10 protein-coding genes are annotated in these 14,222 nt (G+C 33.2%); 1 reads left to right on the top strand and 9 read right to left on the bottom strand.

All coding sequences use genetic code 11. The annotated features are described in order from the left end of the window. Positions 1-139: 139 nt before the first annotated feature. From GTZ96_RS05105 to GTZ96_RS05120, 4 genes are all read right to left on the bottom strand, one after another. A complete protein-coding gene (locus GTZ96_RS05105; protein ID WP_181033146.1) occupies positions 140-1,339 on the bottom strand; it encodes a tetratricopeptide repeat protein in 1,200 nt (399 codons plus the stop codon). 114 nt (positions 1,340-1,453) lie between these two features. Beyond that, on the bottom strand, positions 1,454-2,131 hold the full coding sequence (locus tag GTZ96_RS05110) for a metal-dependent hydrolase (protein ID WP_161641535.1): 678 nt from the start codon (positions 2,129-2,131) through the stop codon (positions 1,454-1,456). Positions 2,132-2,264: 133 nt separating this feature from the next. Continuing rightward, positions 2,265-3,227, bottom strand: a complete 963-nt coding sequence (gene menA / locus GTZ96_RS05115) for a 1,4-dihydroxy-2-naphthoate octaprenyltransferase (RefSeq protein WP_161641537.1) — start codon at positions 3,225-3,227, stop codon at positions 2,265-2,267. Positions 3,228-3,356: 129 nt separating this feature from the next. Then, positions 3,357-4,187, bottom strand: coding sequence for a 1,4-dihydroxy-2-naphthoyl-CoA synthase (locus tag GTZ96_RS05120; RefSeq protein WP_161641539.1), 831 nt, complete (start codon positions 4,185-4,187; stop codon positions 3,357-3,359). Positions 4,188-4,409: 222 nt separating this feature from the next. Between GTZ96_RS05120 and GTZ96_RS05125 the strand changes: the two genes are divergently transcribed. Beyond that, positions 4,410-5,252, top strand: coding sequence for a hypothetical protein (locus GTZ96_RS05125; RefSeq protein WP_161641541.1), 843 nt, complete (start codon positions 4,410-4,412; stop codon positions 5,250-5,252). 633 nt (positions 5,253-5,885) lie between these two features. Here GTZ96_RS05125 and GTZ96_RS05130 read toward each other — a convergent pair. From GTZ96_RS05130 to GTZ96_RS05150, 5 genes are all read right to left on the bottom strand, one after another. Further along, positions 5,886-6,740 (bottom strand): CvfB family protein, encoded by an 855-nt coding sequence (locus GTZ96_RS05130; protein ID WP_161641543.1) that lies wholly within the window; start codon positions 6,738-6,740, stop codon positions 5,886-5,888. Between the two features lie 320 nt (positions 6,741-7,060). Then, positions 7,061-8,665 carry a family 43 glycosylhydrolase gene (locus tag GTZ96_RS05135; RefSeq protein ID WP_161641545.1) on the bottom strand — a complete coding sequence of 535 codons (1,605 nt, stop codon included), beginning with the start codon at positions 8,663-8,665 and terminating at the stop codon, positions 7,061-7,063. A gap of 207 nt (positions 8,666-8,872) precedes the next feature. Continuing rightward, complete coding sequence (locus tag GTZ96_RS05140; protein ID WP_161641547.1) at positions 8,873-11,317, bottom strand: hypothetical protein; 2,445 nt, start codon at positions 11,315-11,317, stop codon at positions 8,873-8,875. Positions 11,318-11,689: 372 nt separating this feature from the next. Then, positions 11,690-13,351, bottom strand: coding sequence for a 2-succinyl-5-enolpyruvyl-6-hydroxy-3-cyclohexene-1-carboxylic-acid synthase (menD, locus tag GTZ96_RS05145; protein ID WP_161641549.1), 1,662 nt, complete (start codon positions 13,349-13,351; stop codon positions 11,690-11,692). A gap of 188 nt (positions 13,352-13,539) precedes the next feature. Beyond that, on the bottom strand, positions 13,540-14,127 hold the full coding sequence (locus tag GTZ96_RS05150; RefSeq protein ID WP_161641551.1) for a glutathione peroxidase: 588 nt from the start codon (positions 14,125-14,127) through the stop codon (positions 13,540-13,542). Between the last annotated feature and the right edge of the window lie 95 nt (positions 14,128-14,222).

Consider the following 14,222-nt stretch of genomic DNA (forward strand, 5'->3'; position numbering starts at 1 on the left):
TTTTTCTAACCGCAAAGAGTATTTTACCACAAAGATTCGCAAAGGTTCGCTAAGATTTTTGAAAAGTTCTCGACTTCGCTCGAACCGACAAACTTATTTTAAAAATCAACTCTTTTTTCTTTATTCTATTTTCTTTTCTCTAATTCAACAACCTCAAAACTCTTTCAAAATCTTCATTTTGAATTCCAGCTTTTGCAAAAGTCTCATAATCGTCTTTAATTTTTTGAGTCCAGCTTACACTATCGTTTACATTTTGATTTTGGTATTCTTTGTAAATGGTTTTCGCTTTCGAGTATTCTCCATTCAATAAATAAGCGTGTGCTAAATTTAATTTTACCAACAATTCGGTATCGTCTCGTTTTTCGCCTTCTTTCAAGGATTTAATAGCTTTTCCGTACTGTTTGGTCAACAGATAAGCATAACCCAAATTACTGTAATCTAAAGCAGTTGCTTTTTGTTGATTGACAATTTCGTTGTAGTTTTTTATTACCGAGCTGTAATCGCCTTTTTTAATGTTATTAGCAGCTTTTGTTCTCAAATCGTTAAAAACAGCGTTTGCAATTCCGGTTTCTTCAAAACAGCTTGCTCCAAAATCCTTATACGCCTTAGCTCGCTCCATAGGCAAGAGTTTTTGGAATTCCTGGAAACTATATTGTTTTTGAATTTTCTCTCCAATACAAACGCAGAAATCGTCTGAATTCCCCATTTTTCTAGCCAAAGCCGAAGTTTTGCATTGACTAATGATATTTTTTCTGTTTTCTAACGTCCAACCTCTACTTAATTTTGAATCCACCCAAGGGACTACTTCCAGAACAATTTTCTGTTTCATAATCCAATTGGAACTTTCGAAACCAAAATACAATTTAGTCGTATTCGTTTTAATACAACTCGATTTATCAATCGAAAGTCGTTTAGCGTCTTTGCTTAAAGCCACATTTTGAGCCAAGCAAGCATTTGCAGTTTCTCCTTTTAAACTATAAGAAGTCGCTAATTCTTTAGTCGAAAAAATAGCGTATTTGCATTTATCATCTCCTGAAATTTTAGACAATAAAAAAACGGCTCCTGCTGAACCCTGACTAATTCCTGTTGGATCCGGAATCGATTTTAGAACAGAAACTAAACTACTCGTCATTTGTTGGTTATCATCCAAAAGCGTAATTCTATAAATCAATTCGGTTGTTCCTGCCGGAAAATCATCGGTTTCTATAATTATTCTATCTCTTGCCGAAACAACAATTTCTTTAGAAGTAGCTCTTTCTTTGTCCCAATAACCTGATTTTTGAGCAAAAACGGACTGGTAAAAAATGCTAATCAATAGCACTAAAATTATTTTTTTCACAGATGTGGTTTATTAACGATACAAAACTGAGCCCTGATGGAAGTGAAAATCCTCAGGTGGCGGGGTTCGCCACCTGAGATTGTAACGTACAGCAGGAAATAGCTCCAAAAAATTTTATAATTCGATACTATCTCCTATTTCGAGTAGCATTAAGTCTTTTCCTTTGTCGAAAAATCGTTGGATAGCTTCTTTATGGTCGATTTTTATGTATCCAAAAGTATCGTAATGGTAACCCAAAATTTTATCACATTCCACAAAATCAGAAGCCAGAATAGCGTCTTCTATGTCCATTGTGAAATTATCGCCAATAGGGAAAATCGCTAAATCCAATTTGGTACGCATTGGAATCAACTTCATGTCCATTGTCAAAGCGGTATCTCCAGCGATATAGATGTTTTTATGTTCACCTTCAATAACAAAACCGCCCGGATTACCTCCATTTGAACCATCAGGAAACGAACTCGAATGAATGGCGCTTACATATTTTACTTTTCCAAAATCAAAACTCCAACTTCCGCCGTGATTCATGGGATGCGCCTGAAAACCCTTGGCTGCATAATAACCTGCAATCTCGGCATTAGAAACAATAACCGCAGCTGTACGCTTAGCAATTGCCTCAACATCTAAAACGTGATCGCCATGCGCATGCGTTAGCAAAATATAATCGGCTTTTAAATTGTCAATATCGATATTTTCAGCCAATGGATTTGCCGAAATAAAAGGATCTACGATAATATGCTTTCCGCCAACTTTAATTCCTAAAGCAGCATGACCGTAATAAGTTATTTTCATTTTTTTTATATTTTAATTTAGCACGCAGATTTAGCAGATTTATGCAGATTTTAAAATTCATTATTTCTTATTAAAGCGTTACAATGAATTAATTTAACTACCAACCATAAACTAAAAACTACAAACCAAGTATTTATCTACCACCTAAAAAGGTATTAACAACTATATCTGAAAAAAAGTAAATCATACACAAAGACAACAAAACCGAAAGTAGAAAAGTACTTAAGGCCAGTTTTTTTAATTCGGGATCTAAATCTCTAGGCTCTTGGTTTTTAGAAACGGTAATTAAATGTTTAGTTAAAGGAATGTAAGCCAATAAAAACAAGTATTGGTCAAATTTGAATTCGCTTATAATAGCAAATACTAAAGTCAAAACCATTGCTCCCGCAATTAGAAAGTAGTGGTATTTTTTGGCTTTTTCGCCTCCAATTTTAACCACAATCGTATTTTTCCCTGCCTTTTTATCGGAAGCTTCATCGCGCATATTGTTCAAATTCAAAACACCTACACTTAAAAAACCGATAGCCATAGCGGGTAAAATCAATTCGAAATCCAATTGTTTTGAATACAAAAAGTTGACTCCTAAAGTACTTACTAATCCAAAAAACACGAATACAAACAAATCACCATAACCACGGTAACCGTAAGCGGTATTTCCAACAGTATAACGAATAGCCGATAAAATTGCCAGAATTCCTAACGCAAGATAAAATAGCGAATAAAACAAATTAGTATCTCTAAAAGCGTAATAAATCAGTGCTATTGCCGAAAGCAAGGTCAAAAAAGAAGTGATAATAATAGCACGCTTCATAGCCGCAGGTGTAATCACACCACTCTGAATGGCGCGTTTAGGCCCTATTCGGTCTTCATTATCGGTTCCTTTCATTCCATCACCATAATCATTGGCAAAATTAGAAAGGATTTGCAATCCTAATGTGGTTAGAATGGCAAAGCCAAAAAGTCTCCAGTTAAAAACTTCAGTTGGTGTTAATATCTCATCGGTAGGATGTGCCAGAGCATACATACTCCCAACAATAATTCCTGATACAGACAAAGGTAAGGTGCGCAATCTTGCGGCTTCAATCCAGTGTTTCATTTTAAAAAGTTAGAGGTTAGAGGTTAGAGGTTAGAGGTTAGAGGTTAGAGGTTAGAGGTTAGAGGTTATTTTTTATCTAGTAATAAATACATTCACTAAAAAACTCCCTTCTTCTAACTCCCTACTTCCCTACGGTAACCATTTCTTTTCAAAATTAGGCTTTCTTTTTTCAAGGAATGCATTTCTACCTTCCTTAGCCTCTTCGGTCATATAAGCTAATCTTGTTGCTTCTCCTGCAAAAACCTGTTGCCCCACCATACCATCATCAGTAAGATTCATTGCAAATTTCAGCATTTTTATTGATGTTGGCGACTTCGCTAAAATCTCCTGAGCCCATTCGTAAGCCGTAGCTTCTAATTCGTCATGAGGAATTACAGCATTTACCATTCCCATTTCAAACGCTTCCTGAGCCGAATAGTTACGTCCTAAAAAGAAGATTTCGCGTGCTTTTTTCTGCCCTACCATTTTAGCCAAATAAGCCGAACCGTAACCTCCATCAAAACTAGTTACATCGGCATCCGTTTGTTTAAAAATAGCATGTTCTTTACTTGCCAAAGTCATATCGCAAACTACGTGCAAACTATGTCCTCCGCCTACAGCCCAACCTGGAACTACCGCAATAACCACTTTTGGCATAAAACGGATTAAACGTTGTACCTCAAGAATATTCAATCGGTGCTGACCATCTTCGCCTACATATCCTTGATGACCACGTGCATTTTGATCGCCACCACTACAAAAAGAATACACTCCATCCTTAGTTGAAGGTCCTTCGGCTGATAACAAAACGACACCTATAGAAGTATCTTCTTGCGCATTATAAAAAGCGTCGTATAATTCAGAAGTTGTTTTAGGTCTAAAGGCATTTCGAACATTAGGCCTGTTGAATGCTATTCTGGCAACACCGTTGCATTTTTTATAAGTGATATCTTCGTATTCTTTTGCTGTGATCCAATCCATCCTAATGGGTTTAAATTATTTTAGCGTAAAAATAAATCATTTTTTACACTTTATCTATGCTATCCTTTATTTAGCCCGAAAAAAGAATCGCTAACTCAAAAACAAAACTCATTCAATAAAATACCGTCGCATAAATAACTAACTTAAAATAAGTATTTTATTACTTTATTTTTTATATTTACACTAGCCCCTATTCCTAACATACAAAAACACTATTTGATTATGAAAATATGGAATAAATACACCTCAATTGTCAGGCAAAACATTTTGATTTCTTCCGAAGAAAATAAAGATTTGAAATATTGGCGCGATGATATGTTTGCCAATACAATAATATACATCATTCCATTAAGTACCATTGCTTTGATCCCTTCTTTAATTTGGGCTTTCGAATCAGAGTATTACATTATGGTTTTTATTGACATCTTATCCGTTTCACTAGCTATGTTTGCGGGAATTAAAAAAGGAATTAAAATAAAGCAACGCAAACTAATGTTTATAGGCATGGTATATACTTTAAGTTCGTTCCTTATTTATTTTGTCGGCCTAAACAGTACCTTATACTTACTTGCAGCTTGTTTTTTAGCAACATTTATGTATACTTTTAAAAACCAATATGCTCCTGCTCTATTTAACATATATATTTCTATTTTTTATATATGCCTATTTTATCTCGATTTAACACCTCCACACAATATCAATTTTAAATCAAGCGAACTTTTTGCAGTTTTTTCAAATCTAATCTTCCTAAGCTTTTTGGTTTGTTCCTTAGTTCCAAAATTATTCAATGGTCTTGATGAAAGTTTTAAAAACAATATCCAACATACCGAAAAAATCGAAAACCAAAATGAGGTTTTAAAAGAAATCACCTGGATTCAATCTCATGTGGTAAGAACTCCTCTATCGCGATTAATGGCAATTACCAATCTTTTAAAGGAAAACGACAATACAGACGAAGAAAAAACATTTCTGATAGACAATATTATCGTATCGAGTAACGAATTAGACGAAGTGATTAAAGAAATTGTCACCAAATCAGAAAGTATACGTTCTACCGAAAATTAATTTAAGATGATTTAATAGTACTTTTAAACGACTCTTTTTTTTAAATTTTGGCTTAAATTGCCTTTGCGGTAATCCTTATCCCGTTAATCCTTTAAAAATGTTAAAGTTTGTCGAATAAAGACTTTTTTTTGAAAGCTGAAACATTTTTTTTACTAATTTAGACATAGTTAGTTCAGGAATTGGTCAAATATTTACAATACAAACTAACAAGAGTTACTTAACGGATTTATTAACCTAAAAAAAGATTATTGAAACAAACAACAAGCTTTATCACTCTTTTTAGTACGTTACTAAATTTAAACTTCGGAAGAAAAGAGCCCAAAAGGGAAACGCTAAATTTTATTAGAATTTACTCAAAGTAGCACCTACGGTAAACATTTGGATTACTATACAAGATGAAACACTCATTAAAATGAATTTGTAAAATCCAAAGAAACTATTTACACCAAAGGCTTTTATTGCAAAATGGGATTCCAAATAGCATTTAGAAGTTAAAAAAAGATAAAGAAAGAACAGTTAACGAGAAACCTATAATTAGGATTTCCAATTGTCAAATATATTATAGCTTGTCCAAAAATAAGAAAGAGCTATAAAAAGAGAAAGACTAACCGTGAGGATTAGTCTTTCTTTTTTTTATTCTTTCACCAGATAAATTCCGTCTTCTTTAATTTCGATTAGTTTCTCTTTATACAAAGCTCCAATAGCTTTCTTAAAAGTCTTTTTACTCATCTTAAGCACCGTTTTGATATCTTCAGGATGCGAATTGTCATTTAATCTTAAAAAACCTCGGCTTGCTCTTAATTCGTCCAAGATTTTCTCGGCATTAGGTTCGATGCTTTCGTAACCTTGTTTTTGTAGCGAAACATCTATTTTGTTATCAGGTCGAATGTTTTTAATAAATCCACGCATTCTGTCTCCGGTACGAATACTGTCATCATAAACTTCATCTTTGTATAAAAGTCCTTTATGCTTCTCATTGATAATTACATTAATTCCGATTTCAGTAATATGAGAAACGATCAATTCTACTTCTTCACCATTTTCAACCGTAAGCTCATCATTATTAAGAAATTGATTCGTCTTACTTGAAGCAACCAATCGGTTGGTTTTTTCATCCATATAAAGGTAAACTAAATAGCGTTTTCCTTTTTCCATCGGTCGGGCTTGCTCCTTAAACGGAACCAGAATATCTTTTTCCATTCCCCAATCCATAAAAGCACCTACCTGATTGGTGTAATTAACACGCAAAAGTGCAAATTCATTCAATAAAATATAGGGTTCTAATGTGGTAGCCACAGGACGTTGCTCGTGATCTAAATAAACAAAAACAATAAGCTCTTCGCCTATTTCAAATTTGTTAGGGACATATTTATTAGGCAAAAGGACGTCGTGAATTCCTTCCGGATCTTTTTCTGGATTTCCCAAAAACAATCCTACTTTAGTATCACGTAATATCGTTAAGCTGTTGTATTTTCCTATTTTAAGCATTTTCTTCTTTTTTCTAAGCCGCAAAGGTACTAAGAAATTATTACGCAAAGTTTCACAAAGAGACACAAAGTTACGCAGAGTTACATTTTTACCTTAAAATGCCCCGCAACTTGGACTAATGTTACCGAATAATCTTAACCGCTAAGTTCGCAAAGTTTTTCACAAAGGTCAGAAAGTTCAAAAATCTGCAAAATCTGCGTACTGAAAATTTTTCTCGCAGATATTACAGATTCTGCAGATTTTTAAAATAAAATTTCACAAAGCTTTACGTTTACTTTGCGCAAGCCTTTGCGAACTTTTCGGTTCATTTTTAAACCAAATTATTTTTTCTCCAAAGTCACATCGTCTACTAAACAAACAGCATTAGCCTTTCCATTTGCAAAAAAACCAATGGTAATTTTACCGCTTTTTACTGCAATATCTGAAATACCAATACTTGTCCAAGAAGTATTTTCTTCTTCAATACTATATTTATAATCAACACCGCCCGTATTTGCATGCATTTTAAGTTCGGCGAAACCTTTGCTGTTTTTAACTTTGGCTGTCAAATTATACACGCCATCTTCTAAAGCCACATAAGGTGAAGAGCTAATTTGTTGCGTAATTTCTCTAGTAAAATCAACTTTATCGGTAATATTCAAGCTTTTTTCGCCAATTACTTCTTTTCGGTCATTTTCAGTATTAAAATAATTCAATTGTGGCGAAATGTCGCTTTTTACCTGAATTGGATTCCCTTTGATTACTTTGGTTTTCCAACCTAATAATTGTTCCTGAACGGGTTTAATATTACTCGGGATTTTATTTCTATCGGCTTCAAAACTGCCGTTTTTTACATAATTATTATCTGTACCAACTGTCCAATTTCCTGTCTTTTCGTCCAAATTCCATGAACTTAATGAATTAAAATAAGGTTTAGCTCCATCAAAAGAAAGTGGAAACCATTGGTTATACCCTAAACCATTACCTGCAAAATCAGCCCAACGATCACCACAATAAATAACGGTTTCTTTGCCATTTCGTTTTATGGTATAGAAAAATCCAGTTTGTGTTACATGTGCATAATCTCCGGCGGAACCATTCATAATTTGCATATCATTGGTTGGCAAATAAAGCCCTCTGATATTATCTGAAACCAAATAATAGGCAAAAGAAGCGTCCCAGCCATAAATATTAGAAGCAGCCATGTAGTATTTGTTTTTGTATTTAAACATACAATTCCCTTCTCTGCTTTCTCCCTGAAAAACTTTGGTACAATCTAAAATATTCACTTTCCCTTCTTTCACACCTATTTCAGAAACATATATTTTATTTCGCCCTTTTCCATAGGAATAAATAAGATAGGATTTTCCATCATCATCTGTAAAGACAGTTTGATCGCCTGTATTTGTTGTGCCAATCCAGGGTTGCATGTTTATTTTTTGATGCCAGGAAAATAAAGCTGTAGGCGAATCTGCTAACATAATAAGAACCTGATTTCCATGTTGAACAAAAAGTGCGTATTTGTTCATTTCCTTTACATAAGCCACTCCCAAACGTCCAACCCATGTTTTTTTTCCTTCAGGAAATGCATTTTCATCAGTAAAAACATCTCCTTCAAAAGTCCAATTCACCAAATCAGTGGAACTATAACATGTTATGGATTTAAAAGTACAATGTGGATAGGTTACAATCGGTTCTTTTCTATATTTCTCAGCTTCTTCATAATGCACGCCATACCAATAATATTTTTCAATTCCTGTTTTAGGATCTTTGAATTTAAAAATCCCACCACCCTGACTGTAAATAGGAAGTCCGTCTTTGGTATCCCAAAAAACATCGTTTTTAATATTTTGATTTTGTGCCAATGCACTTATTGTAGAACATAAAAACAATATTCCAATCCATAAAAATTGGCAATTTAATTTAACAGAACTGTTCTTTATCATAATTTAAGGAAATTAATCTCAGTTTAAATGGCTAAAATATAAGCTATGTAATAGAAAATCATCCTGCACTGTGCTGAAAAAAAAACTCCTAAATAAAATCAAACAAATTTTGCTTAGAAGTTTTTCAAGAACAGTATCAATTACCATCTTTAAAGAAAAAACACTATCTTTTCATCCAATTAAAACAAGTCTTTAAATACTGAAATACTATTTTAAATCCTGTTGCTTTTTAATCGTATAATAAGTGTTTTTGACTACAGGGATTCCAGCTGCGGTAATACCTTCTAAAGCTACTTTCACTTTGGTTTCCACCTTGGTATTGTAAAAATTCACACTCACATTACCTGTTTTATCAGGATGCACATACGGATTCCAATAAAGAGTATTTCTTACAGCTGCTTTTTCATCCAACTCTAAATTAGGTTTTTCCGGATTTGGCGAATAAAAAACACGTGCCGTGTAAAAGCCGTTTATTTCTTTTTTAATAGCATGAAAACCTCCTTTTTCAGCTGGTTTGGTCCCAGGTTTGGTATAAACCGCAATAATACCATTAGCAGCTTCATTTCCATAATACAATGTTGCTGATGCTCCTTTTACTGCATCTATTTTTTCAACATCACTAGGCTGAATAAAATCGATTTCCGTTTTAAACGCGGTATTACCATTTAATAAATAAAGTGGTTCTCCATCAAAACGCTGAAAACGAACGGAGTCACCATCAGAAATGACTCCTGGAAGTTTTTGGACAATCATATCAAAAATATCGGTAAACATAGCTACACTTTCGTCTGGAACATAGCTATTGTCTGGAATTCCATAGAATATGGGTGCTTGGTTTTTCTTTTTAGCAACAATTTTAACTTCGTTCAAAACATTTTCAGGCTTTATTCCAAAAGCTGTAAATTTCTTAAAAACATTTTCAACTATTGTTTTTGTAGTTGCTGTCCAATTAATTGGTTCATTTTGAAAAGAAATAGGGACTGGAACTTGTTCAATAGGATCTATTAGTATTTCGCCTCTAAACTTTCCTTTTTCATTTCTGGAATTTAAATACATGTTGGTTTTCCCAGAAAACATTATGTTTTCAAATTTAAAACTTCCATTAGCATCTGTAGTAGCGTTAAAAATATTCATGTGCTTTTTATTAATTAAAGCCAATGTCATATTATTATTTACCAAGGCCTTTTCTCCCAAAAGTTGCTTCACCCTACCCGCTATTGTAATTCCTTTTTCTGCTTTATAGCTAATGGTATCGTTTGCTTTTGGCATTGTTTTCCATACGAAATCACGCCAACCTTGAGTTAGAAGCAAATCGTCTAAGTGCTCTAATCGTTTTAAATTATTAGTATCAAAATAATAGGCTGGATTATGTACTTTACCTCTAATATCCGATTCCATCAAGAAATAAGAACTAATGGTTGTGCCATAATCTTTATCTTCTAGTATTCCATTCATATCGGTAACACTTAATGAAAAACTAGCCGATTTGGCTACTCCAGCCTTCGATTTTGAACTCACATTTACGGTCGCTTTTTCATTTGGCTTGTAGCTTGCTTTGTCAGTCAATAGCTGTACATCTAAATCTTGTTCTTTTTCAATATAAACCAAGCGCTCGCTTTGTGGTTTATTATTACTGTCGTAAAGCGTTATTTGGCTTATACCTTCTGGAGCTTTATCTTTTGCTAATTCAAAAGCCAATGCTGTTTCAGTAAGTGTTTGTGTGCTTTCTAAATAGGAAATCCCTTTTGCTTTGCAAACAACCGTTAGTGCCGCATTAGGATTTTGTACCAAAGTTGCTTGGTTAGTATTAATACTTATAATATTTTTACCTTTGAAAGTCCTAAAACTCAACAAATAGCCTTGTTTAGCCACTTTTGGAAGTTCAACTCGTAATTCTTCCCCTGATAGGAGTTTAATTTTTGCGTAATAATTTTTTCCTTCAATTGGCATAATTTGAAATTTCCCCATACCATCATGAGGACTTAAAAAAGAGGTAACCAATTCGTTATCGGAATCGTAAATATCCCCCTTAACATTTATTGGTTTTCCATTACTGTCAACTGCTTTAAAACCTACAACACTGGCTACATTTTCTAAAAGCGAACCCCCTTCTGGGAAAAAATCAACCGTAAACGTATTTTGTTTACTAGTTTCATATACCGTAGTTTTCATTTCTACAGTAACGTTTTCTGTTTTATTAGTTTTAGAATTTGATTCAAAAGCATCGATAATTTCAATATTCTTTTTGAATACAAAATCATCACCAAAATTTCTATTCCAATTGGTATAAGCCCGTAACTGGTAAACTCCCGGTTTTACGCCAAGGGAATCAGTTAACTGAAAATCACCAGAGCCCAAACCCATTTCTATATTGGTCTTATTTCGGGTAATTATTTTAGAATCGGGCGAAATTAATTCTACATATAATATATTGCTATTATCAAAAAGCAAATTGTTGTAGGCACGTACATTATAAGCTTTGTACCATAAATCTTCGCCAATAAAATAGATTGATTTGTCAGTGTGAAGATATACTTTTTCAACATCAGTAGGCGTTTTTTTGTCTTGAGCCTGTAAAAAACCAATTGATACTACGAACCAAAATAAGCAAACTAAGCTAAACTTTTTATTTATAATAAAATCTGTAACCATACAAAATTTGAATTTATATTAAACTACTTTATAAAACTTTACTTTCATTACTTCTCAATGTTGCATAAAACATTGCAAAACAATCCTGAACCAAAAATATAGGTAAGTTAAATTTTACTAAAATATATACATAAAACTAATTAACTAACCTGTACTGTCCTGTATTTTATTTTTTAAAAAGAACTTCATTAATCACTCCTCTTCACTAGCCGTACTTTCATTTCTGTTTTATCAGGATGAACATACATATTAAAACACCAAAAGCCAGTAAACAACTGACTTTTGATGTATAACTATTATTTTCTATTTTCATCAGAAAGAAAACAAATTAAGGCAAACTCTTCCTGATTTCAATATTTTTTTATTCCAAAATCAGACCAACTCCTTAAAAAACTGTAATAAAACACAATTGTTTTCTAATGTAGGCGTAAAAACTTCTAAAATAGACGCTTGATTATTTTGTGCATACAATTGCTTTAAACCATTTTCCAAACTAGTTTCATTAGTAGCAGTGTTATATTCAAAACCATACATTTTAGCCAAATGTTCGGCTGTTAAGCCATGTGAAGTTTCGAAAAAAGTATTAAAAACTTCTGTTTCATCGTGACCTGGTAAAATTCTGAAGATACCACCGCCTGCATTGTTTATGATAATAATTTTAAAATTATTTGGGACATAATTATTCCACAACGCATTACTATCATAAAGAAAACTCACATCGCCGGTAATAAAAACGGTTGATTTATTATTGGCCACAGCAGCCCCAATAGCCGTTGAAGTACTGCCGTCAATTCCACTTGTTCCTCGATTGCAAAATACTTCAATAGTAGGATTGACATCTATTAACTGTGCATAGCGAATGGCTGCACTATTACTAATTTGCAATTGGCTATCCGAAGGCAAACTTTTAATTACTGCATCAAAAACTACAAAATCAGAAAAAGGAGTTTTAGCTAAATAAGCTGCTTGTTTCTCTTTTCGAATTTCTTTAATCTGATTCATTTTTTCAAAATAATCACTTTTTACAGCAATAGTTAAAGGTGAAAATGCTTCAAAAAATGTATTGGGATTCAGTTCGAAATGCTTTGTTAATATGCCAAAAGTATCATAAGCACGCAAAGAATCAATATGCCAATGGTGTTTTGGTTTGTATTTACGTAAAAAGGCTTTGACACGCTTAGAAACAATCATTCCGCCAAAAGTGACCAAAATTTCCGGGCAGAAATCTTCAAAATCTTCGTTGTTAAATGGCGTAATTATAGTATCAATATTCGAAATAAAACTTGGATGATACAAGTTGGAAGTAGTCTCCGTCATCACCACAACCGATTCGTCTTTGGCTAAAGCCTCAATGGTTGCATCCGAAATCGCATTAGGATCATTCACTCCTACCAATACTAATTTCTTATTCGATTTATTCCAAATAGCTGCAAAAGCAGTCAAATCCTCCAACGGAGGTATTGGATTTAAACTGGCAAAATTATGAACCATCGCAGCTACAGAAAGCTCCGTAACCGTTTCATACAAAGGCTCTTCAAAAGGAGCGTTAATATGTACTGGTCCTTTTTTATGAAAAGCGGCATCAATGGCTTCGTTGATTTTATGATCGTTTGTTTTTGAAGCTTCTTCGGTTAAATTAGCATTGTAAAGAGAATGATTTGCAAAAACATTTTCCTGACGAATGGTTTGCCCATCACCAATATCAATCTTGCTTTGTGGTCTATCAGCCGAAATAACAATCAAAGGAATTTGACTGTAAAAAGCTTCCGCAAAGGCGGGATAATAATTCAACAAAGCCGAGCCGGAAGTACAAACTACCGCTACGGGACGCTTAATTTGTTGGGCTATTCCCAAAGCAAAAAAAGCTGCACATCGTTCGTCAGCAATACTGTAACATTTAAAATTAGGATTAGAGGCAAAACCAATAGTTAAGGGTGCATTTCTGGAACCTGGAGAAATTACGATATCAAGGATTCCTTTGGCTTGACAAATCTGAATAATGCTTTGCGCTAAAGGTATTTTGGGGTAAATCATTGTTTTTATTTCAAAAGAAAACAAAGATACAAAGATGCCCTTACTTTAATATAAAAATTTACACTTATAACATAAATAATTTATACCAAAAACATAATATTATACTTGAATTCATTTCGTTTTTAGATAAAAAAAGCGATTTCTAAACTAAGTTTAAAAATCGCTTTTTCTAAAAAACAATGTATTATTTATTGTTTGATCCAGTTTACAATTTCCGGGGCATCAGGTTTGGTTTTAGAAAAATATACTTCTACCAAATGTCCTTTTTCATCAATAAGATACTTTTGGAAATTCCATTTTACTTCCGAATCTTTCACTCCATTTTTCTCTTTTTGAGTTAAAAATTGATAAATCGGACTCATATCGGCTCCTTTTACCGAGATTTTACCCATCATTGGAAAAGTTACTCCGTAGTTTAATTTACAAAAAGTCTCAATGTCTTTATTTGTTCCCGGTTCCTGAGAATTGAAATTATTGGCAGGAAAACCTATAACTGTAAAACCTTTGCTTTTGTATTCTTTATAAATTGCCTCCAGTTGCTCGTACTGTGGTGTATAGCCACATTTGGAAGCCGTATTTACAATCAACACTTTCTTTCCTTTTAGAGTCGAAAAGTCAAATTTTTCCCCGTATAAATCTTCTACTTTAAATTGATAAATACTTTGTGTATCCACTGTTTTTTCTTTTTTGATTTTATCGCTTTTTTTACTTTGTGCCTGAGTAAATCCACTAAAGAACAATAAGGCGGCACAGGCCGTAAATAATAATTTTTTCATATAGCTATATTTTTTTCTAAAATTAATCAAATTCAATTTCTGTGCCATTCTTTTCAATAACTAATTTTGATTCAACAAAGGTTAAATAAAACCCA

Origin of the sequence: Flavobacterium undicola (assembly GCF_009909155.2) — a bacterium.
Lineage (GTDB): Bacteria > Bacteroidota > Bacteroidia > Flavobacteriales > Flavobacteriaceae > Flavobacterium > Flavobacterium undicola.

Excerpts from the sequence above, each read along its gene's own strand:
- GTZ96_RS05120 (WP_161641539.1), bottom strand. The coding sequence starts at position 4,187 with ATGGATTGGATCACAGCAAAAGAATACGAAGATATCACTTATAAAAAA.
- GTZ96_RS05135 (WP_161641545.1), bottom strand. The coding sequence starts at position 8,665 with ATGATAAAGAACAGTTCTGTTAAATTAAATTGCCAATTTTTATGGATT.
- GTZ96_RS05125 (WP_161641541.1), top strand. The coding sequence starts at position 4,410 with ATGAAAATATGGAATAAATACACCTCAATTGTCAGGCAAAACATTTTG.
- GTZ96_RS05130 (WP_161641543.1), bottom strand. The coding sequence starts at position 6,740 with ATGCTTAAAATAGGAAAATACAACAGCTTAACGATATTACGTGATACT.
- GTZ96_RS05110 (WP_161641535.1), bottom strand. The coding sequence starts at position 2,131 with ATGAAAATAACTTATTACGGTCATGCTGCTTTAGGAATTAAAGTTGGC.
- menA (WP_161641537.1), bottom strand. The coding sequence starts at position 3,227 with ATGAAACACTGGATTGAAGCCGCAAGATTGCGCACCTTACCTTTGTCT.
- GTZ96_RS05150 (WP_161641551.1), bottom strand. The coding sequence starts at position 14,127 with ATGAAAAAATTATTATTTACGGCCTGTGCCGCCTTATTGTTCTTTAGT.
- menD (WP_161641549.1), bottom strand. The coding sequence starts at position 13,351 with ATGATTTACCCCAAAATACCTTTAGCGCAAAGCATTATTCAGATTTGT.
- GTZ96_RS05140 (WP_161641547.1), bottom strand. The coding sequence starts at position 11,317 with ATGGTTACAGATTTTATTATAAATAAAAAGTTTAGCTTAGTTTGCTTA.